Here is a 23,771-nt window from a genome sequence, read left to right on the forward strand (position 1 = left end):
CCATTGACGTTCTTTGTCCATCCTCACTCCCTGCTCATACCAGCGGTGCCCCTTAACGTCGTAGCTATGACGACCTCCGCACACCTGCCCGCCGAGTCCGCGCCCGCGTCCCCGGAGCGCGAGACCGTCACCGACCGCCTGGTGCTCGCGAACGCCCGCTACGCCGCGGAATTCACCGATCCGGGCATGGACGCCCGTCCCGTCCTGAAGGTCGCCGTGGTGGCCTGCATGGACGCCCGTCTCGACCTGCACGCCGCCCTGGGCCTGGAGCTGGGCGACTGCCACACCATCCGCAACGCCGGCGGCGTGGTCACCGACGACACCATCCGCTCGCTCACGATCAGCCAGCGCGCCCTGGGCACCCGCAGCGTGATACTCATCCACCACACCGGCTGTGGCCTCGAAAACCTGACCGAGGACTTCCGGCACGAGCTGGAGGACGAGGTCGGACAGCGCCCCGCGTGGGCCGTCGAGGCCTTCCGCGACGTGGACCAGGACGTCCGCCAGTCCATGCAGCGCGTGCGGACCAACCCCTTCCTGCCGCACCGCGACGATGTGCGAGGGTTCGTCTTCGACGTGCACACCGGGCTCCTGCGCGAGATCAATCCCGCCTCTTGAGTGACACAAGGCCGTAACGCCGTCAACAATGTGTCTTTCGGGGTGGGCCGGACACGCGCAATGGGCGTCGGCCCGGGAAAAAGGGCCAGGAGAACCAGGTGACCACGTATGACGACCGAGCGAACCTCGCTGATCTGACGACGACGGCGGAACGCATCCGCCGTTCGGTCGAGAGCGTGATCGAGGGCAAGCCCGAGGTCGTCCGCCTCGCGCTGACCGTCCTGCTCGCGGAGGGGCACCTCCTCATCGAGGACGTGCCCGGCGTCGGCAAGACCATGCTCGCCAAGACCCTCGCCAAGTCCATCGACTGCTCGGTGCAGCGGATCCAGTTCACCCCGGACCTGCTGCCCTCCGACATCACTGGCGTGAGCATCTACGACCAGCAGCGCCACGAGTTCGAGTTCAAGCCCGGCGCGATCTTCGCGCAGATCGTCATCGGCGACGAGATCAACCGCGCCTCGCCCAAGACGCAGTCGGCCCTGCTGGAGTCCATGGAGGAACGCCAGGTCACCAGCGACGGGCAGACCTACCGGCTGCCCTCGCCGTTCATGGTCGTCGCCACCCAGAACCCGGTGGAGATGGAGGGCACCTACCCCCTCCCCGAGGCCCAGCGCGACCGCTTCATGGCCCGCGTCTCCGTCGGCTACCCCAGCCCCGAGGCCGAGCTGGAGATGCTCGACGTCCACGGCGGGCTCTCCCCGCTCGACGACCTCACCGCCGTCGCCCACGCGCACGACATCCTCAAGCTGATCGAGGCCGTCCGCGAGGTGTACGTCGCCCAGCCCGTCCGGCGCTACATCGTGGACCTCGTCTCGGCCACCCGCAGCCACCCGGAGCTGCGCCTCGGCGCCTCGCCCCGGGCCACCCTGCACCTGCTGCGCGCCGTCAAGGCCTCCGCCGCGCTGTCCGGGCGCGACTACGTCCTGCCCGACGACGTCCAGGCCCTGGCCGCCCCGGTGCTCGCGCACCGGCTGCTGCCCACCGCGCAGGCCCAGCTCAGCCGCCGGACCTCCGAACAGGTGATCGCCGAGATCCTCCAGCGCACCCCGGTCCCGGCCGCCGGCGCCCGCGGCGAGCAGCCGCCCGGCGCGGGCGTCCGGAGCTTCTGATGAGCGCCGGTACCCCTGGCGGTGCCGGCGAGGGCGCCGGAGTGCGCGCGGCGCTCTCCGGTCTCACCACCCGCGGCCGGTCCTTCCTGGCCGCGGGGGTCGCCGCCGCCCTCTGCGCCTACGTGCTGGGCCAGGCCGAGCTGCTGCGCGTCGGACTGCTGCTCACCGTCCTGCCGCTGATCTGCGTCTACGCCCTCCACCGGACCCGCTACCGGGTCTCCGGCAGCCGTCGGCTGACCCCGATGCGGGTGCCCGCGGGCGCCGAGGCCCGCGTACAGCTGCGGATGGACAACGTCTCGCGGCTGCCCACCGGCCTGCTGATGCTCCAGGACCGGGTGCCCTACGTGCTCGGGCCCCGGCCCCGCTTCGTGCTGGACCGGGTGGAGCCGGGCGGCCGCCGCGAGGTGTCCTACCGGGTCCGCTCCGACCTGCGCGGGCGCTACCCGCTCGGCCCGCTCCAGCTGCGCCTGGCCGACCCCTTCGGGCTGGTCGAGCTGACCCGCTCGTTCAGCACCTACGACACCCTCACCGTGATCCCCCGCACCGAACCGCTGCCGCCCGTGCGCCTGGCCGGGGAGTCCTCCGGCTACGGCGACGGCAGCCTGCGCGCGCTCGCCCTCGCCGGGGACGACGACGTGATCCCGCGCGGCTACCGGCAGGGCGACGACCTGCGCCGCGTCCACTGGCGCTCCACCGCCCGCTACGGCGAACTGATGGTGCGCCGCGAGGAACAGCCGCAGCGCAGCCGGGCGACCGTGCTCCTGGACACCCGGCGCCTCGCCTACGAGGGCGCGGGGCCCGACTCGGCCTTCGAATGGGCCGTCTCCGGCGCCGCCTCCACCCTGGTCCACCTGCTGGAGCGGGGCTTCTCCGTCCGGCTGCTGACCGACACCGGGAACTCGGTGCCCAGCGAGGGCGCGGGCGGCTTCTCCTCCGGCGGCCAGGAGTCCGCCGAGGCGGCCGGGCTGATGATGGACACCCTCGCGATCGTCGGGCACTCCGACGGGGCCGGGCTCTCCCGGGCCCACGACGCGGTGCGCGGCGGCCACGACGGGCTGCTCGTCGCCTTCTTCGGCGAGCTGGACGACGTACAGACCTCGATGGCCGCGAAGATGCGCGGCCGGTCCGGCGGGGCGGTCGCCTTCGTGGTGGACACCGACGCCTGGGCCGACCCGGCGGTGGTCCCGAGCGGGCCGCCGTCCGCGCTGGCCGAGCGGCTGCGGCAGCTGCGCGACGCGGGCTGGACCGCGGTCGCCGTACCGCCCGGGACCTCCTTCGCCGATCTGTGGCGGCAGGCGGGCGCCGGCCAGGGCCAGGACCATGCTGTGAACACCTCCGGAGGCAGGCCATGAGCGGCCGGGCGAGACTGACCCTCTTCGCGCTGCTGGCGACCCTGCTCACCTCGGGCGCCCTGCTGCCCCTGGTGCATCCGGCGACCTGGATCGTGCAGGCGGCGGCGCTGGCCGCCGTACAGAGCGCGGTCGGCGCCGGCGCCCGGCGGATACCGCTGGCGCGCCCGCTGACGGTGGCCGCGCAGCTGGTGGTGACGCTGCTCCTGCTCATGCTGCTCTTCGCCGGAAAGGGCGCCTCCACGGGCTCGGGGCCGCTGTCGTACCTGGTGACGGACTTCGGCGGGCTGTACGGGCAGGGGATGCGGGACGTCGGCGAGTTCGCGATGCCCGCGCCGCTGACCGACGGCATCCGGCTGCTGCTGATCTCCGGGGTGCTGCTGATCGGGCTGCTCGTGGACATGCTGGCGGTGACCGTACGGGCCGCCGCGGCGGCCGGGCTGCCGCTGCTCGCGCTGTACTCGGTGGCCGCCGGACTGGGCGGCGGCGGGGGCGCGTCCTGGCTGTGGTTCGTCCTGTCCGGCTGCGGCTACCTGCTGCTGCTCCTGGCCGAGAGCCGGGACCGCCTCACCCAGTGGGGCCGGGTCTTCGGCGGCGCGGCCCCGGGCGGGCGCCCGGCGCGTACGGGCCTGAGCGCCGGAAGCCGTCCGCTGGCCCCCGTCCGCACCGGCCGGCGGATCGGCGCGGTCGCCCTCGGGCTCGCCCTCGCGGTCCCGGCGGCCCTGCCCGCGCTCAGCAGCGGACTGCTGGACTCCCAGGGCGGCTCCGGCGGCGGCGGGGGCCTGGGCACCGGGGTCGCGCAGGCGGTCAACCCGCTGGTGGCCCTCCAGGACAGCCTCAACACGCAGGACAACCGCGAGGTGCTGAAGTACCGCACGGACAGCAAGGAACTCTCCGACCAGTACCTGCGGATCCTCTCCCTCGACCAGTTCGACGGGGTCAAGTGGGAGGCCTCCGCGCGCCCGCTGAGCGACGTCCCGCAGCGGCTGCCGAACCCGCCCGGGCTGAGCCGGGACCTCCTGGCGGGCTCCGCCGAGATCCGCACCAGCATCTCGGCGTCGGGCACCTACGCCCAGCGCTACCTGCCGATGCCCTATCCGGCGACCACCGTGGACGTCCGCGGGCGCTGGCGGTTCGAGCCGGTCGGGCGGACCCTGGTCGGCGAGCAGCTGGGCAAGGACAAGTACCAGAACGCCCAGGGCGCGCAGTACACCGTGCGCAGCGTCGAGCTGCGGCCCACGGCCGACCAGCTCGCGGCGGCCCCGCCCGCCGCGCCCGAGGTCCTCGGCGAGAACACCCGGCTGCCGGACAACCTGCCGTCGGTGGTCGCGGACACGGCCCGCAAGGTCACCCAGGGCACGCGGGGCGACTACGCGAAGGCGGTCAAGCTCCAGGACTACTTCGCCGTCAACGGCGGCTTCACCTACGACACCAAGGTCGCCTCGGGCAGCGGCTCGCAGGCCATCGCGAAGTTCCTCGCGGACAAGCGGGGCTTCTGCATCCACTTCTCCTTCTCGATGGCGACGATGGCCCGCTCGCTCGGGATCCCGGCCCGGGTCGCCGTCGGCTTCGCGCCGGGCACCAAGCAGGGCGACGGCAGCGTGGTCGTGACCATGCGGGACGCGCACGCCTGGCCCGAGCTGTACTTCGAGGGCGTGGGCTGGACCCGCTTCGAACCGACCCCGCAGCGGGGCTCGGCGCCCTCGTACACCCGGCCGGACACCCCGGTCGCGCAGCCGTCCGCCTCGGCCCCGGTGCTCCCCTCGGCCTCGGCCACCGATCCGGCCCCCGCCCCCTCCCAGTCCCAGGACTGCCCGCAGGAGCAGCGGCGGCTCGGCGAATGCGGGGCCGCGGCGGCGAGCGCGGGCGGCGGGAGCGGCGGCGTCCCGGTCGGCGCGATCCTCGCCTGGACCGCGCCGGCGGTCGCTGTGGCCCTCCTCCCCCTCGTCCCGCTCCTGTGGCGGCGCCGGGTTCGTTCCCGGCGGCTGCGCTCCGGGGATCCGCTGGAGGCCTGGCGGGAGCTGGGGGACGCGGCGTGGGACGTCGGCATCACCCCCGACGAGGCGCTGTCGCCGCGGGCGGCGGCGGCACGGATCGTGGCGCGGGGCCGTCTGGAAGGGGATCCCGCCGAGGCCGTGCGGCGGGTCGCGGGGGCGGTGGAACGCGCCCTGTACGCGCCCCCGTCCGCGACGCCCGCCGCGCCCGCCCTCTCCCCGGACGTCCTGGCGGCGCGCGCCGCCCTCCTCTCGACGGCCTCCCGCCCGACCCGCCTACGGGCCCTGCTGGCCCCCCGCTCGGCGGCCCGCGTCCGCTGGACGGCCGCGGCCCGCTGGTCCACCCTGACCCAGCGCGCCACCACCCTCACCCACCGCCTCATCCCCCGCCGCGGCTAGCCCCCTGGCGGGGGGGGTCCGCCCTCAATCGCCGGGCGGGCTAAATGTGCCCGGGCAGGCGGGATGCCGAGCCGACAGCCGACCCCGGCCACATCCAGCCCGTCCGGCGTTTGAGGACCCGCCGGAGGCAACACGCACCCGGCAGGGGCTGAGCAACCCGGAACCCCGTCCCCCGTCGACGCCTCCAGCGGGGGCCCTCAAACGCCGGGCAGGCTGAACATGCCCGCATCAAGCCCGTCCGGCGATTGAGGACCCGCCGGAGGCGGCGGCCCGCCAGGGCCGGGGCCAGGGCGGGGAAACGCGGAACGCCGGTGCGGTCCGGCTCGATCCCCCCGAGCCCACCCCACCGGCGTTCCGTTCCGACTGCTGGGCCCCCCGCCCCGCACTCGGCGGCGCGGGATGCCCGGCCCGCTCCGCGGCCCCGTGTCCGCGGTGCGGGCCGAGGGCCCGTCCGTCGTCCCCCATTCTGCTGTCACCGCAGGTGGGGGCCCATCCGTGCGCGTACTCATTTCCACGCCTAGGTACGGATACTCAGTTCTACGCGGCCGGTCCGGCCCACGGACACCGCCGACCGGGTCACCGACGGGGTCACCGGGACCCGCTCACCCGCCCCCGCAGCAGCAGCGACAGCGCCGAGTGCACGTCGTCGATCGACCGCTCGCTCTGGAACGACTGCCAGTCCAGCGCGGCCACCAGCACCATCCCCACGAGCGCGGCCGCCGTCAGCGGCACATCGATCTCCTCGCTGAGTTCCCCCCGCTCGACCCCTTCCCGCAGCACGGTCTCGACCACGGCCACCGCCTCCCGGCGGACCACCATGAGGGTGGACTGCCAGGCCCGGTTGGTGCGCCAGAGTTCGGCGACGTAGAGCTGGGTGAAGGCCGGGTAGCGGTCGATGAAGACGAGCCCGGCCCGAATCATCTGGTCGAGCGCCTCGACCCGGGTGCCGCCGCGCGCTTCGGTCTCCTCGGCGGCGGTCCGCAGGGAGACGGTCAGCAGCCCCACGCCGTGCCGCAGCAGCTCCTCGAAGAGGTCGGTCTTGCTCGCGAAGTTGTAGTAGACGGTGCCCTTCGCGACTCCCGCCCGTTCGGCGATCTCGTCGACCGTGGTCGCGGAGAAACCCTGTTCGGCGATGAGCGTGACGGCCGCTTCGTAGAGCTTCTGCCGCGTGGCCTGGCGTCGGCCCGTGCCGGTACCGGTGCTGCTGCTGTCCATGGCGCTGATTCTCACAGGTCCCCTGCCCCCTAAAGGCTCAGGTCGGGGTGCAGCCGGGACATCGACCACACCTGCTTGCCGCGGGCCGCGAGCGCGGTGAGGGCGAGGGCGCCCGCGGTGAAGGCGGCCAGGACGCCGAGGCCCGTCCACACCGGGGTGAGGTCGCCGCCGGTGATGAGGCGGCGCAGGCCCTCGACGACGTAGGACATCGGCAGGTAGGGGTGGATCCAGTTGAAGAACCCGGGGCTGGTCTGGACGGGGTAGGTGCCGCCCGCCGAGGTCAGCTGGAGCATCAGGACGACGAGGACGAGGATCCGCCCGGCCGCCCCGAACTTGGCGTTCAGCCACTGCACCATCGCCGCGAAGCAGCCGGTGACGACGGCGAGGAAACCGATGGTGAGGGCCGGCCGGGCCATCTCCAGGCCGAGTCCCCAGTGCAGTACGGACATCAGCGCGCCCACCTGCAGGATGCCGAGCCCGGCCACCGGCAGCCAGCCCGCGAGGGCGATCCGCCAGGGCGAGGCGCCCGCGGCCAGCGCCCGCTTGTTGAGCGGGGCGATCAGCATGTACGCGACCATCGCGCCGACCCAGAGGGAGAGCGGGATGAAGTACGGGGCGAAACCGGTGCCGTAGTTGGGCGCCTTGTGCAGGGACTGGTTGGCGAGCTTGACCGGGTCGGCCATGACCTCGGTGCGGGCGTCGCGCTGCGGCTGGTCGTAGTCGGGGATCTTGCTCACGCCGTCGTGCAGGCCGGTGGCGAGGTCGCCCGTGCCGTCGACCAGCTTGAACATGCCGCCGTCGAGGCTGTGGGCGCCGTCGCCGAGCTTGCCGACGCCGCTCTCCAGGCCGGAGGAGCCGGTGGCGGCGGTGCCGAGGCCGGTGTGCAGCTGGGCCATGCCCTTGGCGACCTTGTGGGCCCCGCCGTTCAGGGCGTCGACCTTGGCCACGGCCGCGTCGAGGTCGGAAGAGAGCGCCGGGGCCTTCGCGGCGAGGTCACGGGCCTGCGTCTCCAGGGTGGACAGCTGGCCCTTGAGCTTGCCGAGGTCACCGCTCGAATCCTTGACCAGGGTGTTGACGTCGGAGGTCAGCCCGACGGCCTCGGCCGCGTCGTCCTTGACCCGCTTGAGCGTGGGGCAGGAGGCGGGCTGCGGGCCGGTGGCCTTGGTGCACATGTCCTCGTAGACGGAGGCCGCGCCGGTGGAGACCCGCTGGCTGACGCGCAGGGCGTCCGGCGCCTTCTTGGTGAAGGTGTCGAGGTGCTTGTTGACCGTCTGCGCGGTGTCGGCGACCAGTACGGCCGTGTCCGAGAGCGTCTTGGGGTCCTTGATCAGCGGGCGCGCCGTGTCGGCGGCGCCGTGCACCTTGTCCGCGAGGGTCTGGGTGCCGGACGCGATGTCCTTCGTACCGCTCTCCAGCTGTCCGGCGGCGGTGTCGAGCTTCTTGATCCCTCCCGCCAGCTCGCCGGTCTTCTCCTTGGCGGTGTCGAGACCGTCGGCGAGGTCCTGGGCGCCCTGCTTGGCCTTGCCGGCGCCGTCCTTGAGCTTCTGGGCGCCGTCGGCGGCCTCGGCCGTCTTGTCGTGCAGGTCGGAGAAGGAGACGAAGATCTTGTCGAGGAAACCGCGGGAGGCATTGGTGGACGCGGCGGAACGGACCTCGGCGAAGACGGTGCGCGAGATCGACCCGACGATGTAGTTGTTCGCGTCGTTGGTGCGGACCTGCAGCGCGCTGGTGGTGGGGTCCTCACCGGAGCTGGAGGCGATCTTCTGGCTGAAGTCGGCGGGCATGGTGAGGGAGAGGTAGTACTTCCCCTTCTCCAGGCCCTTGGCCGCCTCGTCGGCGTCCACCTCGTGCCACTGGAAGGTCTTGCTGTCGCGCAGCTTCTTGCTGATCTGGTCGCCCGCGGCGATGTGCTTGCCCGCCGCGTCGGCGCCCTTGTCGGCGTTGACGAGCGCGACCGGGATCTTGTCGAGGCGGCTGTACGGGTCCCAGAACGAGCAGAGGTAGAGCGCGCCGTAGAGCAGCGGGAGCAGGAGGAGGGCCACGAGCGCGGCGGCGGGCAGCTTCCCCCGGCCGAACCGCTTCAGCTCAAGCGCGGCGAGCTTCGGCGAGCGCATCCGCCGCTCCCTTCGTGTCGGTGCCGTCTTCGGCTTCGGTGCCGCTGTCGGTGTCGGTGTCGGCTTCGGCTTCGGTGTTCTTGGCTTCGGTGTTCCTGGCTTCCGGTTCCGGTTCCGGTTCCGCCACCGGCGCCGGTTCCGCTTCCGCGCCGGGGGCCTGGGTGCGGGCGGCGGGGCCCGTGCGCAGGACCACCGCGTCGGCGGGCGCCTCGCTGCACACCGCGAGGACCGTGGTGCCGGAGTCGGCGATGTGCCGCAGCAGCGTCCAGGCCTCGGCCCGTTCGGCGGCGGAGAGCTTGAGGTCGGTGTCGTCGACCGCGAGCAGCCGGGGGCCGCCGAGCAGGGCGATGGCCACGGAGAGGCGCAGGGCCTCCAGCCGTTCCAGGTCGCGGACGGAGGTGCGCGGACCCTTGGGCAGGGTGTCCAGGCGGAGCCCGACCGCGGCCAGGGCGGCCTCGATCCGGGCCTCGGTGCCCGAGGTGCGCTGGGCGCGGGGGCGCAGCAGGGCGCGGACCGGGCCGTCGTAGCGGCGCTGGAGCAGGGCGCCTTCGCGCAGCTGCTCGGCCACGGTGAGCGCGGGGTCGAGGTCGGTGACCCCGGGGACCGGGCCGAGGGCGGTGATGCGGCGGACCGCGGCCATCTTCTTCGGCAGCTGGTGGCGGGCGACCTCGGCGGTTCCCTCGGTGGGCTTCATCCGGCCGGTGAGCGCCAGGAGCAGGCAGGTCCGGCCGCTGCCGGAGGGCCCCTCGACGGCGATCAGCGATCCGGCCGGGGCGTCGAGCGACACCCCTCGGAAGACCCAGCCGCGCGGGCCCTTGAGTCCGAAGTTCCCGGCCGTGACGGCCGCTCCGTGCGGGCTGTCCACACCGCCCCCCTCTTTTTGAACTGACTGGTCAGTTCAAAAACTAGCAGCATCGCCCCACCGACCGCACACCCGGGGGGCGTTATGCACGTGTTGGTAGGAAAACTGCTGGTCAGAGCGATTGTCAGTGGGTGCCTTCACGATGGGGAGCAGAACCAAGCACCACGCACACGGACACGCACCACGCACCACGCACCACGCAACGCTCCACGCAACGACAGGAGGTTCGTCATGGCCACACCGTCCCCGTCCCCTGTCCACCCCGTCCCGCGCAAGTCGGCTGCCCCTCCGGCCGCCGTCGAGCTGCTCGACAAGGCCCGGCGCGGGCTCGCGGAGGCGGCCCTGCTGCCGCGGGCCAATGAGCGGTACGCCACCGCCCACCTCGCCGCCCTGCGCGCCGCCGCGGCCGTGCTCGCCGCGCGCGGACGGCCCGAGCCCGTGCACCCGCGCCGTCGGCCCCGGATACGCAGCGCCTGGGAGGTGCTCCCCCAGGTCGCCCCGGAACTGACCGAGTGGAGCGCCCTCTTCGCCTCGGGCGCCGCCCGCCGGGCCCGGGCCGAGGCGGGCATAGCGGACGCGGCGAGCAACCGCGACGCGGACGACCTGGTGCGTGCCACGGCGATGTTCCTGCGCCTGGTGGACCGGATGCTGGCGCTCCAGCCGACCCTGCCCGCACCCCGGCCGGACCGTCCCTAGGTCACCGCACCGGCGGGGATGACCCGGCCGACCGGCGAGGGCAACGCGCTACGGAGGCAATAGGGTGGGGCACTGACCGCTCACCCGTTCCGTGCCGAGGAGTCATCAGCCGTGTCGGACACTTCCCGCCCCCGCGCCTCCCTTCGCACCGCTGTGGTGTGGGAGGTCCTCAAGGACGCGCTGGAGCGCCGGGTCAAGGCGACCGGGCGGGACGTCCTCGACGTACTGGACACCGGCGGCGGCACCGGCAAGTTCGCCGTCCCGGTGGCCCGGCTCGGCCACCGCGTGACCGTCGTCGACCCCAGCCCGAACGCGCTGTTCGGGCTGGAGCGCCGGGTCGCCGAAGAGGGGGTCGCCGATCTGGTGCGCGGGGTCCAGGGCGACGCCCAGGGCCTGCTCGACGTCGTCGACCGCGAGGCCTATGACGTGGTGCTGTGCCACGGCGTGCTGGAGTACGTCGACGACCCGGCCGAGGGCGTGGCCAACGCGGTCGCCGCGCTGCGCCCCGGCGGCATCCTCAGCCTGCTCGGCGCCGGTCTGGGCGGAGCCGTCCTGGCCCGCGCGCTGGCCGGGCACTTCACCGAGGCCCGGACGGCCCTGACGGACCCCGCGGGCCGCTGGGGCGCCGGGGACCCGGTGCCGCGCCGGTTCACCGCCGAGCAGCTCGCCGAGCTGGTCGGTGGAGCGGGCCTCGAAGTCGGCTCCGTGCACGGGGTGCGGATCTTCGCCGATCTCGTGCCCGGAGTCCTGGTGGACACCGAGCCGGGGGCCGTCGAAGCACTGCTGCGCCTGGAGGAGGCGGCGGCCGAGCTGCCCGCCTTCCACGCGGTCGCCACGCAGCTGCACGTCCTGGGCGAGAAGCGGGTCTGAACTGCGACGCTGTCGTGAACGGAGTAGCGTGCGGACACCCCGTTCAGCCGGTCGGCCCCGTATGATCGGGGGACACCGGCGGGCATGGTGGACGGGCCATTGGGGAATAAGCGCCTCAACGACCGGCCTTACGACGGTACGGTTTGGCGAAATGGCGTAGAGGGGCGGGTTTCACGGGGGCGATTCCCTGCCTATCCTGGAGGGGACCCCCGGTCGCTACCCCGCGCGACCGACGGATGAGGAGGACTCCCGTGCCGCTCTCGGAGCACGAGCAGCGAATGCTCGAGCAGATGGAGCGAGCGCTGTACGCCGAAGATCCCAAGTTCGCGACAGCGCTTGAGGGAAGCGGGCTGCGTACGTACACCCGGCGACGGGTCTACCAGGCGGTCGCAGGCTTTCTGGTGGGTATCGCGCTCCTCATGACCGGAATGGTCGCGCAGAACCTGATCTGGGTCAGTGTGGTGGGATTCCTCGTCATGCTGGGCTGTGCGGTTCTCGCGGTCACCGGATGGCGCAAAGCACCCAAACCTGGCGAGCAGTCCGTGACCGGCCGTGCCGGTGCCGCGGGCCACGGCCAGAGCCGGCAGCGCCGGACCATGATGAACCGGATCGAGCAGCGCTGGCAGCGCCGCCGCGACGAGCAGGGGCAGTAGGCCCCCGCAGGACCTGTGGTGAGGGGACGGACATCGGCCGATGTCCGTCCCCTCACTCGTCCCGCCGTCGCGCCCGCCCCTTGCCGCCCGCCCTGCGCCCCGCCCTGCGGGTTTGCCCGCCTGACCGGCGGGCGTGCTGCATGATGACCGGGTGAGTGTCCTCCCCCTGGTCTTCACCAGCGGCTGGGCCAGCGGGATCAACGCGTACGCCGTGGTCCTGCTGCTCGGCATCTTCGGCGCGACCGGGCTCACCGACGAGGTGCCCGCTTCGCTCCAGCGCACCGACGTCCTCGTGGTCGCGGGCATCCTGTTCCTCTGCGAGGCCGTCGCCGACAAGATCCCGTACGTGGACTCGCTCTGGGACACCGTGCACACCGTCATCCGGCCCGTCTCCGGGGCCGTCATCGGGGCACTGCTGGCCGGGCAGAGCGGTTCGCTGTCCGACATCACCGCCGGGGCCGTCGGCGGTTCCACCGCGCTGGCCAGCCATTTCGTCAAGGCCGGCACCCGGATGGCGATCAACACCTCCCCCGAGCCCTTCACGAACATCGCGATGAGCACGGCCGAGGACCTCGGGGTCGGCGGGATCGTCACCTTCGCCATGTTCAATCCGCAGGCCGCCGCCGTCATCGCGGGGGTGCTGCTGCTGATCGGGCTGGCCCTGCTGCTCTACCTGTGGACCCGGATCCGCCGCTTCCTGCGCCGCCGCGCCCAGCGCCGCGAGGAGAAGCGCCTGGCCCAGGCCTCGGCGACGGGGCCGCCGGGGTGACTCGGTAGGGTCGGGCCCATGGCACGAATTGCGGTGATCGGCGCCGGGATGGGCGCGATGGCGACGGCCGCCCGGCTGGCGGTGGCGGGCCACCGGGTGACGGTGTACGAGCGCTCGGCGACCTACGGCGGAGCCGTGGGGCGCTTCGAGCGCGACGGTTTCGCCTTCGACACCGGACCGGGTCTGCTGCACCTGCCCGCCGTCTACCGCGACCTCTTCGTCAAGACCGGCAAGCGCCCCCTGGAGGAGTGCGCCGAGCTGACCCAGGTGGATCCGGCGGCCCGCCACCTGATGGCCGACGGCGCCGAGGTCACCCTGCCCAATGCCTCGCGCGGCGGCGTCGCCGCCGTCCTCGACGAGGCCTTCGGCGCGGGCTCCGGGGACCGCTGGAACGGGGTGCTCGGCCGGGCCCGCGACGCCTGGAACGCCACCCGCCGCCCCCTGCTGGAGGAGCCCCTGTGGCCCGACTGGCAGGTGCTGGGCCGCGACCCCTACCCCACGCTGCGCGGCAGCGGCCTGCTGCGCCGCCGCCCGCCGACCCTGGCCGAGATGGCCGGGCGGGAGCTGGGCGGGCCGCTGGCGGCCCTGCTGGAGGCCATGGTGCTCGGGCACGGGATCGACCCGCGCACCGCCCCCGCCGCCGCCGTGGCGCTCCCGTACATGGAGCAGACCTTCGGCAGCTGGTACGTCCGCGGCGGCCTGCGCGAGCTGGCCACCGCCGTGTACGAGCGCTGCCGGGAGCGGAAGGTGGAGTTCTGTTTCGGCGCCCCCGTACGGGAGGTGCTGGAGCGGGACGGCCGGGCGGCCGGGGTGCTGCTGGACGACGGGACCCGGGCCGAGGCCGACGCGGTGGTCTGCGGGGCCGATCCCCGGAGCCTGCTCGTCCCGCTGCTGCCGGGCGCCCTGCCCTGGCCCGCGGACGCGGTGCCCCCGCGCACCGGGGCGCTGAGCCGCACCACCCTCTTCCTCGCGCTGCGCGGCCCGCGTCCCGAGGCCACCGTCCACCGCACCGTGGTGCACTCCCCCGGGGCCGGGCCCGTCACGGTGCTGCGCCCCGACGACCCGGCCACCCGCCCCGACGCGGAGCACGAGGCGGTCACCGTGAGCGCCGTGTGCGGGACCGACGGGGCCCGGGAGGGGGAGCTGCTGGCGGCGGCCGAGCGGGCGGTTCCGGGGCTGCGGGAGCGGCTGCTGTGGCAGGAGGCGCGCACCCCGGCGGACATCGCGCGGGACACGGGCGCGGTGGACGGCGCGGTTCCGCCGCCCGCCCTGGCGGGCGGCGGCGGGCGGCTGCTCTATCCCGCGAACGCGACCGCCCTGCCGGGCCTGTACCTGGCGGGCGGCTGGGCCCACCCCGGCGGCGGACTGGCGCACGCCGGGATGACGGGGGCCCTGGTGGCGGGCCTGATCGTGGAGGGGGCCGGCTTCCGCGGCTCCCAGTAGGCCGCGGGCGCCTGAGGCCTCAGTAGCGGTACGGCTCGTAGTCCCCCGTGCCCTGATAGGGGTACGGGTAGGGCTGCTGCGGGTTCGCCGGGTCGCCCGGCTGCGGCTGGGGCTGCTGCGGGGGCTGCTGGGCGTCCTGGTCCGTGTAGCGCTGCTGCGGTACCCACACGCCGCCGGGCGGGGTGTCCATGGAGTACTGCTGCTGCGCCGCCTGGTGCTGCGCGGCGTACGGGTCGGCGTAGGCCGCGTAGTCCCCGTACGACGCGGGCTGGGCGGTGCCGCCCGTGCCGATGTAGGGGTCGGAGTAGGCCGCGTACACCTGCTGCTCCCCCGGCACCGCATAGCCGGTGTGGTAGTCGTACCCGTCACCCTGGGGCTGCGCCTGGGGGAACTGCGGGTCGTAGTAGGCCGCGTACTGGTGGCCGTCCTGCTCGGCCGCCCCGAACGGGGAGGCGAAGGCCTGGGTCGGCTGGGCCTGCTCGGAGCCGTACGGCGCCATCTCGTCCGCTGCCGGACCCGCGGGGTCCCGCTGCGCGCCGCCGACCTGGTCATGGTCCGTGGCGGTGTCCGCGCCACCGTGCGGACCGGCCGCGGCCTCGGCCGCGTCCTCGGAGCCGTACTCCAGCCCGCTCACCCGGAGCGCGGGCTCGCGCTGTGCGCCGCCCGCCCCCCGGCGCCGCTTGGAGGCGGTCCGTACGGGCGCCCCGCCCCGGCGCAGCGCCCAGCCGGCCACGAAGCCCTTGCGGAAGGACAGCGTCACCAGGGCCTGGCCGACCGCGAAGGCGGCCGCGCCGGCCGCGATGACCAGCACCGACGGCAGCACCACGCCGACGACCACGCCCACGAAGCCGGTGAAGGCGAGCAGCCTCCAGCGCAGCCTGGCCTTGTACTGGAGCAGTACCTCGGCAAGCAGCCACAGCGCGACGAAGCCGAACGCGATGTAGAGGACCGTCATTCCCATGCATGGCCCCTCTCGGGTAGGCCGCCCACGGGTACGGCCGTTCAGGCCCGCTGATGCAGGCCCAGGTTCTCGTAGATCTCCAGTGTCGCCGTGGAGTTGTGCGTGATGAAGTGCAGTCCCGGGACACCCTCGGACAGCAGCCTCGCGCAGAACTCCGTGGCGAACTCGATGCCCATGGAGCGTACAGCGGCGCGATCGTCCTTGACGGCGAGCATGCGCTCTTTCAACTCCGCGGGGAAGACTGCGTTGCTCAGTTCCGGCAACCGGTCCAGGGTCTTCACATTCACAACAGGCATGACTTCAGGGATGATCGGGGTCTCGCAGCCCGCCTTCTCGACCCGGTCGCGCAGCCGCAGGTAGTTCTCCGGATCGAAGAACATCTGTGTGATCGCATAGTCGGCGCCCGCACGGCACTTGTCCACGAAGTGCCGGATGTCCGTGTCCCAGTCGAGGGAGCGCGGGTGCATCTCGGGGAAGGCCGCGACGCCGACGCAGAAGTCGCCGGACTCCTTGATCAGCCGGACCAGGTCCGCGGCGTAGAGCACGCCCTCGGGGTGCTCGATCCACTCGCCCAGCGGGTCGCCGGGCGGGTCGCCGCGCAGCGCGAGCATGTTCCGGATCCCGGCGTCGGCGTACTGGCCCAGCACGTTGCGCAGCTCGGCGACCGAGTGGTCGACGGCCGTGAGGTGCGCGACCGGGGTGAGGGTGGTGTCGGCGGCGATCCGCTCGGTGGCCTTGACCGTGCCGCCGCGGGTGGAACCGCCCGCTCCGTAGGTCACGGAGACGAAGCTCGGCGCGACGGCCTCGATCCGGCGCAGGGCGTTCCAGAGGCTGCGCTCACCCTGCTCGGTCCGGGGCGCGTAGAACTCGAAGGAGTACGACGCCTTGCCGGACGCGAGGATGTCGCGGACGGTGCGAGCGCGGTCCGGGCGGGTGGAAGCGGTACCAAGGGCCATAGGCGCAGGTTAGACGCGGCCTCCCGCTGACCGAAGTGTTGTCCATGGATTGGACACGTTTTTGGACAGAGTCGGCCGGACACCCGGCAGCGCATGCGAACGGCGGCACCGGTCGGCGCCGGTCAGGTCGGCGGGCTGGTCAGCCCAGGCGCTCGCGGACCCGCTTGGCGAGGTCCGCGGCGGCCGCGCCCGGGTCCGTGGCCGCGGTGATCGCGCGGACGACCACCACCCGCTCGGCGCCCGCGTCCAGCACCTCGTCCAGGTTCCCGGCGTCGATCCCGCCGATGGCGAACCAGGGGCGGTCCTGGGCGAGCGAGGCGGTGTGGCGGACCAGGCCGAGCCCGGGGGCGAAGCGGCCGGGCTTGGTCGGGGTGGGCCAGCAGGGGCCGGTGCAGAAGTAGTCGACGCCCGGTTCGGCGACGGCGGCGTCCACCTCGGACTCGGCGTGGCAGGAGCGGCCGATCAGCACCCCCGCGCCGAGGATGGCGCGGGCGGCGGGCACGGGGATGTCGCCCTGGCCCAGGTGCAGGACGTCGGAGCCGATGGCGTGGGCCACATCGGCGCGGTCATTGACGGCGAGGAGCTTGCCGTGGCGCCGGGCGGCCTCGGCGAAGACCTGGAGGTGTTCCAGTTCCTCGCCCGCTTCCATGCCCTTGTCGCGCAGCTGGACGATGTCGACCCCGCCCGCGAGGACGGCATCGAGGAACTCGGGGAGGTCTCCCTGTCGCTTGCGGGCGTCCGTGCACAGGTAGAGCCGGGCGTCGGACAGCTGCTGCATGGGCTGCGTGGGCCGCATTGGGAGAACCCCCGTGGTGGTCGTGGTGTACGGGCCACTGGGGGCCCGCACACCACGTGGAGCGGATCAGGTCAGACGGCGAGCGCCTGAGCGCGACGCTTCACCTCCGTGCCGCGATTCTCGCTCAGGGCCTGCACGGGGGTGCCCGGCAGGGTGGGGTCGGCGGTGAACAGCCACTCCAGGATCTCGTCGTCGGAGAAGCGGTCGTCCCGCAGCACGGTCAGCAGGCCGACGAGGCCCTTGACCACCTTGTCGCCGTCGATGAAGGCGGCCGGCACCTGGAGGGAGCGGTTCTCGCCGCGGCGCACCGCGATGAGCTGGCCTTCCTTCACCATCTGCCGGACTTTGGTCACCTCGATGCCGAGCATCTCCGCGATGTCGGGGAGGTAGAGCCAGGCAGGGACGAGGGTTTCGATCTTTGCGTCAATCTCGGTCACGAGGACAAGCGTGCCATCCGGGACTGACAGCCGGTAGTCGGGCCGTCCGGGCGGGGGTCCCCCACCCGGCCGAAGCCCGGCTACAGGGTGGTGGATTTCAGTGGAACGGACGGGTCCGTGACCTTCGCGGGATCCACCGCCGCGCCGGACTCGATCAGCTTGCGGCCCTGCGCGAGGTCGCGCGGGCGGCCCACGGCGAGCACCGCCACCAGCGCCCCGGCGCGCAGCCAGCACACGGACCAGGTGGCGTCGGCCGGGTCGCCGCGCCACAGCAGGGTGTCGGCCCCGGCGTGGTGCCCGGCGTACTGGACGAAGCGGCCGAACTGCTCGGACCAGAAGTACGGGACGGGGTCGTAGACGGTGGCGGGCTCCCCGGCGAGGGCCGCCAGGATGTTGGCGGCGACCGTGCGCGGGCCCTGGAGGGCGTTGTCCCAGTGGTGGACGAGGAGCCGGGCGCCGTAGCGCGCGGACGGGAAGGACGCGCAGTCGCCGACCGCGTACACGTCGGGCAGCGAGGTCAGCAGGTGGGCGTCGGCGGTGACCGAGCCGTCGCTCCCGCGCGCCACCCCGGTCCCGGCGAGCCAGCCGGTGGCGGGGCGGGCGCCGATCCCGACGACCACGGCGCCGGCGGGCAGCGCGCTGCCGTCGGCGAGCAGCACCCGGCCCGGGGCCCCGTCCCGGGCCGCTTCGATCCCGGCGACCCTGGCCCCGGTGATCAGGCGGGCCCCGGCCTGGGCGTACCAGTCGGCCATGGGGGCGGCGACCTCGGCGGGCAGGGCGCCCGCGAGGACCCGGTCGGCGGCCTCGACCACGGTGACGGCGCAGCCCGCCTCGCGGGCGGCGGTGGCGAACTCGGCGCCGATCCAGCCCGCGCCGACCACCACGGCCTCGGGGGCGGTGGCCAGCACCGGCCGCAGCCGTTCGGCGTCGTCGAGGGTGCGCAGCAGGTGGACGCCGGGGACGCCCTCGGTGCCGGGCAGGGTGAGCGGTTCGGCTCCGGTGGCCAGGACCAGGACCCCGTAGGCGACCGGGCCCGAGGTGGTGTCGAGCGCGTGGTCGGCGGCGCGGAGCGCGGTGACCTCGACGCCGAGCCGCAGGTCGATGTCCAGGCCGGCGAAGTCCACGTCGAAGGCGGCGCCCTCGGCCTTGCCGAGGAGGACGGCCTTGGAGAGCGGGGGCCGGTCGTAGGGCTGGTGGGGTTCGGCGCCCAGCAGGATCACGGGGCCGGTGAAGCCCTGTTCCCGCAGGGCCACCGCGGTCTGCACCCCGGCCATTCCGGCGCCGACGATCACCACGGCGGGCGGGGTCGCGGCGGGCGGTGTCGTGGGCGTCTGCCCGTGCGGCTGCTCGGCCGTCTGCTCGGTCTGCTCGTTCACGGCACCCACCCTAATCATCTGACGATCCGTCAGGAATAGGGAGGCGGGGGAGGCAGCCTTACCCGGCCCCGGCGGCGGGGTTAGTCTGGCCACCGTACCTATCGCGGGAGTCCGGCGGACCGGGCTGAGAGGGAGGCTGGACGGCCTCCGACCGTACGAACCTGATCCGGGTCATGCCGGCGAAGGGAGGGGCTGGACGCCCATGCATTCTTCCGGAAACTCCGGCCGGGGATGTGATGTCCTCGTCATCGGGGGCGGCATCATCGGCCTGGTCACCGCCTGGCAGGCCGCCCGGCGCGGACTGCGCACCGTACTGGCCGACCCCGCCCCCGGCGGCGGCGCGGCCCAGGTCGCGGCCGGCATGCTCGCCGCCGTCACCGAGCTGCACTACGGCGAGGAGACCCTGCTGGGCCTGAACCTCGCCTCCGCCGAGCGCTACCCCGCCTTCGCCGCGGACCTCGCCGAAGCGAGCGGCGGCCTGGACATCGGCTACCGCGCCTGCGGCACCCTCGCCGTCGCCCTCGACGCCGACGACCGGGTCCACCTGCGCGAACTGCACGCCCTCCAGCGCCGCTGCGGCCTGGAGTCCGAGTGGCTGACCGGCCGCGAATGCCGCCGCCTGGAGCCGATGCTGGCCCCCGGCGTACGCGGCGGGCTGCGCGTGGACGGCGACCACCAGGTCGACCCCCGGCGGCTCGCCGCCGCCCTGCTGGCCGCCTGCGAACGGGCCGGGGTGGTCATCCGCCGGGCGAACGCGGCCCGGCTCACCGTCACCGCCGACCGGGCCGCCGGAGCACTGCTCGACGACGGCACCGAGCAGGCCGCCGATCAGGTGGTCCTGGCCGCGGGCAGCCTCAGCGGCAGGCTGGCCGGCGTACCGCCGCGCGCGCTGCCGCCCGTACGGCCGGTCAAGGGGCAGGTGCTGCGGCTCACCGTGCCGCCCGCGTACGCGCCGTTCCTGTCCAGGACCGTCCGTGCGGTGGTCCGCGGCAGCCACGTCTACCTGGTTCCGCGCGAGAACGGCGAACTCGTCGTCGGCGCCACCAGCGAGGAACTCGGCTGGGACACCACCGTCACCGCGGGCGGGGTGTACGAGCTGCTGCGCGACGCCCACGAACTGGTGCCCGGGATCACCGAGCTGCCGCTCACCGAGACCCGCGCGGGCCTGCGCCCCGCCTCCCCCGACAACGCCCCGCTGCTCGGCCCGACCGAACTGCCCGGGCTGCACCTGGCCACCGGGCACTACCGCAACGGCGTCCTGCTGACCCCGGTCACCGGCGAGGTGCTGGCCGACGTCCTGACCAGCGGCGAGCTGCCCGAGGTGGCCCGCCCCTTCAGCCCGCGCCGTTTCTCCGCCGTACGCGAGGAGTCCCCCGCATGACCGTCTCCGACACCTCCGACACCTCCGTCATCTCCGTCAACGGCGAACCGCGCGAGATCCCCGCGGGCACCACCCTGGACGCGGTCGTCGCCACGCTGACCGCCGCGCCCAAGGGGGTCGCCGCCGCACTCAACGAAACCGTGGTCCCGCGCGGCCAGTGGCCCGCCACCGCGGTGGCCCACGGCGACCGCGTCGAAGTCCTCACCGCGGTCCAGGGAGGCTGACAGCATGGCCAACGACCCCAACGACCTGTTCACCCTCGGCGGCCGGACCTTCTCCTCCCGCCTGATCATGGGTACGGGCGGCGCGCCCAGCCTCGACGTCCTGGAACGGGCGCTGACCGCCTCCGGCACCCAGCTCACCACCGTGGCCATGCGGCGCCTGGACCCCACCGTCCAGGGATCCGTCCTCTCCGTCCTGAACCGGCTCGGCATCGCCGTCCTGCCGAACACCGCGGGCTGCTTCACCGCGGGCGAGGCCGTGCTGACCGCGCGGCTCGCACGGGAGGCGCTGGGCACGGACTGGATCAAGCTGGAGGTGGTCGCCGACGAGCGGACCCTCCTGCCCGACGGGGTCGAACTGCTCGACGCCGCCGAGACCCTGGTCGACGAGGGCTTCACCGTCCTCCCGTACACGAACGACGACCCGGTGCTCGCGCGGAAGCTGGAGGACGTGGGCTGCGCGGCGATCATGCCGCTCGGGTCACCGATCGGGTCCGGGCTCGGCATCCGCAACCCGCACAACTTCGAACTCATCGTGGAGCGGGCCGGGGTGCCGGTGATCCTCGACGCGGGAGCCGGAACCGCCTCCGACGCGGCCCTGGCCATGGAACTCGGCTGCGCCGCGGTGATGCTGGCCTCGGCGGTGACCCGTGCACAGGTCCCGGTCCTGATGGCGGCAGCCATGCGAGACGCGGTATCAGCGGGCCGCCTCGCCCACCGCGCCGGCCGCATCCCCCGCCGCCACTTCGCGGAAGCCTCCTCCCCGGCGGAAGGCCGAGCCACCCTGGACCCGGAACGCCCGGCGTTCTGAGGGGGCGGTACGGGTTCCCGCGCGCCCGGCGCCCCCACCCCCGCGGCCCCCTGCCCCGGGCCCGGCGGTTGCCCACCCACCCCCTTCGGGACCGGGGCGGGCCCGGACGGCTCTGCGCGGCGGGGTCCGGGGCGGGGGGATGGCGGGGTCCGGGCCGGCCAGCATCGGAGAGGGTTCGGGGGTTTCCCGGCAGTCCCATCGTCCTTCCGTGGCGGGACGGCCTGTCAAGAGCGCTCCCTGCGGTCGCGTCGCTCCGCGATTTCGCTGCGCTCAACCCTTGACAGACCGCCCCGCCACGGAAAAACGAAGACCACCGGGAAACCCCCAAAGAACGGGCCGGACAGAAGGACACAGACGGGCACATCAGCGATCCGCGCCCCTGCTCCGGGAGGGCCAACCCCATGCCCTGGACCCTCCCAGGGCATGGATCCGGCGCGGGCGGACGACGGGCGCATCAGATCGCTACACGCTCCTCACCCCTCAGCGTCCGGCGACCGCCTGTGCCCGTCCTCCGGTGCCCCTGCCGGCTACCGGCACTCCGCCCGGCAGCTCCGCCGCGTCGTGGCGCTCACGCGAGGCTGTCCGTGCGCTCGGCTAGTGCGCGGAGTTCGTCTGACGCGGACCGGCCCGAGATGAGTACGAGGTCTCGCACGACTGCCCGGGCCGCCGCATGGGTGTGGATCACCTCGGGTGCCAGTTCCTCGGCGCGCAGAAGGCAGTCCAGCGAGTCGGCGTACTGGCGGCGTTGCGCATGGGCTCGGCCCAGGTCCATCAGCAGGCGCGCCTGCCGCTCGGACGAAAGGCCGTCCGTGCGGAGTCCCTTGGCGATGTCGAGCGCCTCGCCGGCATCGCCGAGCTCGACTGCGGTCGAGACGGCCTGGATCTCCACGTTCGTGGGACCGAATTCAAGATTGAAGTCGTTGCGGTTCTCGCCCAGCAGACTGGCGACGCTTCGCGCGGCGTCGATCTGCTGCCGTGCCGACGTCCTCTCGCCCGCTCGGGCGTGCACGAGCGCCAGCATCAGGTGCAGCGATCCCAGCACGGAGAGGTGCTCAGGTGTGGGCTCGTTGGTCTCGACATGCTGCAGGAGGACGCCGACCGCCTGGGCGGCAGTGTGCTCGGCCTGGTCGAGGCGCTTCAGCCGAACGAAGGCGTGGCAGAGGCGGTAGATCCCGGCGAAGACGCCGAGGGCACTACCGGAAAGCTCCGCCTCGCGGATCGCCCGGTCCGCCGCAACCCATGCGGCATCCGCCTCGTTCTGGCGAACGAAAGCCGCAGACAGGGCTTGGTACACCCTGGCCAGCAGATCGTGCAGTTTGGGTAGGTATGCAGCCGGAGCCGTTCGTACGGCCCGTTCCAGCAGCGGAACAGACGAGCTCACGACCGCGCTCAGTTCGGCGAACCGACCGCCGTGCGTGAGCTCCCAGATCCTGTCGACCGATGCTCGAAGTTCGGTAAGGGAATCCGGACTGAAGTCCTGGCGGGGACTCAGGAGGACATCGAGCGCGGAGTGCCCGGAGAGCACAAGACGAGCCTGATCGAGATCGTTCGTGTCCGGTTCGGACGCCGTCTCGACCTCTGCCGGGGCGGGAGCATCGGGCTGCAGCACCTGGAGCGGCACGCCAAGGCCGTCAGCGAGCAGCCGCAGCACGTCCAGGCGGTTCACCGGCTGGATGCCCCGCTCGACCTGGGACAGCCAGCTCGCCGTACGGCCGATGGCCGTGGCGAGTTCCCCCTGCGTCATGCCCTTCTGCTTGCGCAGACCGGCCACTCGCGCGCCAAAGGCGCGCCGCTCCTCGGAACTCACTGCTGCGCTGCCACCTTCCCGCCGGTCACATCGAGGAACGTGACCTCGACACCGGCAAGGTACTGCTCCCGCTCAGCAAGGAAGTACTTCGTGTGCGGCTGCGCCTCATGGACGCCGAACGCCGCACGGTCCGCGTACAGCTCGTAGAACACCCGCACCAGCGGCTCGCCCTCCGGTACGTGCACCACATAGGCCAGCGTGCCCGGCTCTGCACTCTTGATGCCCTCCAGGGTGGTTGCACACAGCTCGTCGAATGCCGTCGCGGCTTCCTCGTCGCGCAACGAGAAGCGCACGACCAGGCCGAATCCCTCGCTCATAAGTGCTCCTTTCGAGTCGCGGCCAGTCTCTCTGATGCGCAGAGTTTCTACGAGTAGCAGATCTTCTTGACTCGCAGAAATGCTGCGAGTGGCTTCGTAGTCGAGCTACTACCCGGTGTGATCGGGGGCTGCTGCTCCCCTGCTGCGCGAAGGAGACGCGGACATGCGTCAGATCCCCGTAGGCACCTCAGCCACCGAGACAGCAAGCACCTCGGACACACCCTCGGATCGGGTGACTGCAGCGGTCGAACCCAGTGCGGACCTGCTCGACCGGGCGTTGGTCGGCTGGGAGCGCTTCCTTGGCACCTTCGAGGGTGGGTCCGATGAGTGAGCGCTACGAGTACGTGCCCCACCCGCTTCTGCGTCGCCGAGTCCGCGACATCGCATCCGGCGCCGAAGGGGAGTTGATGGCCGTGATCAACGAGAACGTCTCAGATTCCGCCACCTACGCGCGTTGGATGGAGTTGGCCTACATCCGCGGCGCGTCCGGCCGCGAGTTCACCACCGCGATCCACAACATCGAAACGGTCAGCCGGATGACGTGATCCTCATCCGCTCCCAGGAGGCCTTTGGGGTTGCCTCTTCCCGAGTGGGCTCGCATCTCTGACGGGCCCGTC

Annotated in this window: 23 protein-coding genes and 1 riboswitch; of the genes, 13 read left to right on the forward strand and 10 right to left on the reverse strand. The window is 73.1% G+C overall.

The annotated features are described in order from the left end of the window. Positions 1-66: 66 nt before the first annotated feature. The 4 genes from OHS33_RS09715 (at position 67) to OHS33_RS09730 (ending at position 5,469) form a co-directional block, all read left to right on the forward strand. A complete protein-coding gene (locus OHS33_RS09715) occupies positions 67-618 on the forward strand; it encodes a beta-class carbonic anhydrase (protein ID WP_330329977.1) in 552 nt (183 codons plus the stop codon). Positions 619-716: 98 nt separating this feature from the next. Then, positions 717-1,727, forward strand: coding sequence for an AAA family ATPase (locus OHS33_RS09720; RefSeq protein ID WP_330329978.1), 1,011 nt, complete (start codon positions 717-719; stop codon positions 1,725-1,727). Beyond that, a complete protein-coding gene (locus OHS33_RS09725) occupies positions 1,727-3,079 on the forward strand; it encodes a DUF58 domain-containing protein (RefSeq protein ID WP_330329979.1) in 1,353 nt (450 codons plus the stop codon). The genes OHS33_RS09720 and OHS33_RS09725 overlap by 1 nt, the downstream gene beginning before the upstream one ends. Continuing rightward, positions 3,076-5,469 (forward strand): transglutaminase family protein, encoded by a 2,394-nt coding sequence (locus OHS33_RS09730; RefSeq protein WP_330329980.1) that lies wholly within the window; start codon positions 3,076-3,078, stop codon positions 5,467-5,469. Before OHS33_RS09725 ends, OHS33_RS09730 begins: the two co-directional genes overlap by 4 nt. 588 nt (positions 5,470-6,057) lie before the next feature. On the opposite strand, the gene OHS33_RS09735 is transcribed toward OHS33_RS09730, so the two are convergent. The 3 genes from OHS33_RS09735 to OHS33_RS09745 are packed head-to-tail and all read right to left on the reverse strand — an operon-like array spanning position 6,058 to position 9,663. Further along, positions 6,058-6,684: a TetR/AcrR family transcriptional regulator gene (locus OHS33_RS09735; protein ID WP_330329981.1), complete on the reverse strand. Its 627-nt coding sequence runs from the start codon at positions 6,682-6,684 to the stop codon at positions 6,058-6,060. Between the two features lie 29 nt (positions 6,685-6,713). After that, on the reverse strand, positions 6,714-8,798 hold the full coding sequence (locus OHS33_RS09740; RefSeq protein WP_330329982.1) for a YhgE/Pip domain-containing protein: 2,085 nt from the start codon (positions 8,796-8,798) through the stop codon (positions 6,714-6,716). After that, the gene (locus tag OHS33_RS09745; RefSeq protein WP_330329983.1) at positions 8,770-9,663 is read right to left on the reverse strand and encodes an ATP-binding cassette domain-containing protein; all 894 of its coding nucleotides are present in this window, start codon (positions 9,661-9,663) and stop codon (positions 8,770-8,772) included. The genes OHS33_RS09740 and OHS33_RS09745 overlap by 29 nt, the downstream gene beginning before the upstream one ends. A gap of 228 nt (positions 9,664-9,891) precedes the next feature. Between OHS33_RS09745 and OHS33_RS09750 the strand changes: the two genes are divergently transcribed. The 5 genes from OHS33_RS09750 (at position 9,892) to OHS33_RS09770 (ending at position 14,091) form a co-directional block, all read left to right on the forward strand. After that, the gene (locus OHS33_RS09750; protein ID WP_330329984.1) at positions 9,892-10,356 is read left to right on the forward strand and encodes an SAV_6107 family HEPN domain-containing protein; all 465 of its coding nucleotides are present in this window, start codon (positions 9,892-9,894) and stop codon (positions 10,354-10,356) included. A 111-nt stretch (positions 10,357-10,467) separates the two neighbouring features. Beyond that, a complete protein-coding gene (locus OHS33_RS09755; protein WP_330329985.1) occupies positions 10,468-11,226 on the forward strand; it encodes a class I SAM-dependent methyltransferase in 759 nt (252 codons plus the stop codon). Positions 11,227-11,477: 251 nt separating this feature from the next. Then, on the forward strand, positions 11,478-11,879 hold the full coding sequence (locus OHS33_RS09760) for a DUF3040 domain-containing protein (RefSeq protein WP_330329986.1): 402 nt from the start codon (positions 11,478-11,480) through the stop codon (positions 11,877-11,879). 151 nt (positions 11,880-12,030) lie between these two features. Further along, positions 12,031-12,648 carry a DUF4126 domain-containing protein gene (locus tag OHS33_RS09765; protein WP_330329987.1) on the forward strand — a complete coding sequence of 206 codons (618 nt, stop codon included), beginning with the start codon at positions 12,031-12,033 and terminating at the stop codon, positions 12,646-12,648. A gap of 18 nt (positions 12,649-12,666) precedes the next feature. Continuing rightward, entirely contained in the window at positions 12,667-14,091 is a 1,425-nt protein-coding gene (locus OHS33_RS09770) for a phytoene desaturase family protein (protein WP_330329988.1), read from the forward strand. A gap of 19 nt (positions 14,092-14,110) precedes the next feature. Here the strand turns inward: OHS33_RS09770 and OHS33_RS09775 are convergent, their stop codons facing one another. The 5 genes from OHS33_RS09775 to OHS33_RS09795 form a co-directional block, all read right to left on the reverse strand. Beyond that, positions 14,111-15,052, reverse strand: a complete 942-nt coding sequence (locus OHS33_RS09775; RefSeq protein ID WP_330329989.1) for a hypothetical protein — start codon at positions 15,050-15,052, stop codon at positions 14,111-14,113. A 41-nt stretch (positions 15,053-15,093) separates the two neighbouring features. Then, positions 15,094-16,008: a methylenetetrahydrofolate reductase [NAD(P)H] gene (gene metF, locus OHS33_RS09780; RefSeq protein ID WP_330329990.1), complete on the reverse strand. Its 915-nt coding sequence runs from the start codon at positions 16,006-16,008 to the stop codon at positions 15,094-15,096. 139 nt (positions 16,009-16,147) lie between these two features. Further along, positions 16,148-16,804 carry a thiamine phosphate synthase gene (gene thiE / locus OHS33_RS09785; protein WP_330329991.1) on the reverse strand — a complete coding sequence of 219 codons (657 nt, stop codon included), beginning with the start codon at positions 16,802-16,804 and terminating at the stop codon, positions 16,148-16,150. A 71-nt stretch (positions 16,805-16,875) separates the two neighbouring features. Beyond that, a complete protein-coding gene (locus OHS33_RS09790) occupies positions 16,876-17,241 on the reverse strand; it encodes an Rv2175c family DNA-binding protein (protein WP_330329992.1) in 366 nt (121 codons plus the stop codon). An 80-nt stretch (positions 17,242-17,321) separates the two neighbouring features. Next, positions 17,322-18,617, reverse strand: coding sequence for an NAD(P)/FAD-dependent oxidoreductase (locus tag OHS33_RS09795; RefSeq protein ID WP_443065277.1), 1,296 nt, complete (start codon positions 18,615-18,617; stop codon positions 17,322-17,324). 93 nt (positions 18,618-18,710) lie between these two features. After that, a riboswitch (TPP riboswitch) is annotated at positions 18,711-18,822 on the forward strand. Between OHS33_RS09795 and thiO the strand changes: the two genes are divergently transcribed. From thiO to OHS33_RS09810, 3 genes are all read left to right on the forward strand, one after another. Then, positions 18,820-19,998, forward strand: a complete 1,179-nt coding sequence (gene thiO, locus OHS33_RS09800; RefSeq protein ID WP_330329993.1) for a glycine oxidase ThiO — start codon at positions 18,820-18,822, stop codon at positions 19,996-19,998. (Overlaps the previous riboswitch by 3 nt.) Beyond that, on the forward strand, positions 19,995-20,222 hold the full coding sequence (gene thiS / locus OHS33_RS09805; RefSeq protein WP_330329994.1) for a sulfur carrier protein ThiS: 228 nt from the start codon (positions 19,995-19,997) through the stop codon (positions 20,220-20,222). The genes thiO and thiS overlap by 4 nt, the downstream gene beginning before the upstream one ends. Positions 20,223-20,226: 4 nt before the next feature. After that, complete coding sequence (locus tag OHS33_RS09810) at positions 20,227-21,030, forward strand: thiazole synthase (RefSeq protein ID WP_330329995.1); 804 nt, start codon at positions 20,227-20,229, stop codon at positions 21,028-21,030. A 568-nt stretch (positions 21,031-21,598) separates the two neighbouring features. On the opposite strand, the gene OHS33_RS09815 is transcribed toward OHS33_RS09810, so the two are convergent. After that, the gene (locus OHS33_RS09815; RefSeq protein WP_330329996.1) at positions 21,599-22,837 is read right to left on the reverse strand and encodes a helix-turn-helix domain-containing protein; all 1,239 of its coding nucleotides are present in this window, start codon (positions 22,835-22,837) and stop codon (positions 21,599-21,601) included. Further along, positions 22,834-23,154, reverse strand: a complete 321-nt coding sequence (locus tag OHS33_RS09820) for a putative quinol monooxygenase (RefSeq protein ID WP_330329997.1) — start codon at positions 23,152-23,154, stop codon at positions 22,834-22,836. Before OHS33_RS09820 ends, OHS33_RS09815 begins: the two co-directional genes overlap by 4 nt. Before the next feature lie 323 nt (positions 23,155-23,477). Between OHS33_RS09820 and OHS33_RS09825 the strand changes: the two genes are divergently transcribed. Then, positions 23,478-23,699 (forward strand): hypothetical protein, encoded by a 222-nt coding sequence (locus OHS33_RS09825; RefSeq protein ID WP_330329998.1) that lies wholly within the window; start codon positions 23,478-23,480, stop codon positions 23,697-23,699. The last annotated feature ends 72 nt before the right edge of the window (positions 23,700-23,771 follow it).

Source organism: Streptomyces sp. NBC_00536 (assembly GCF_036346295.1).
GTDB lineage: Bacteria > Actinomycetota > Actinomycetes > Streptomycetales > Streptomycetaceae > Streptomyces.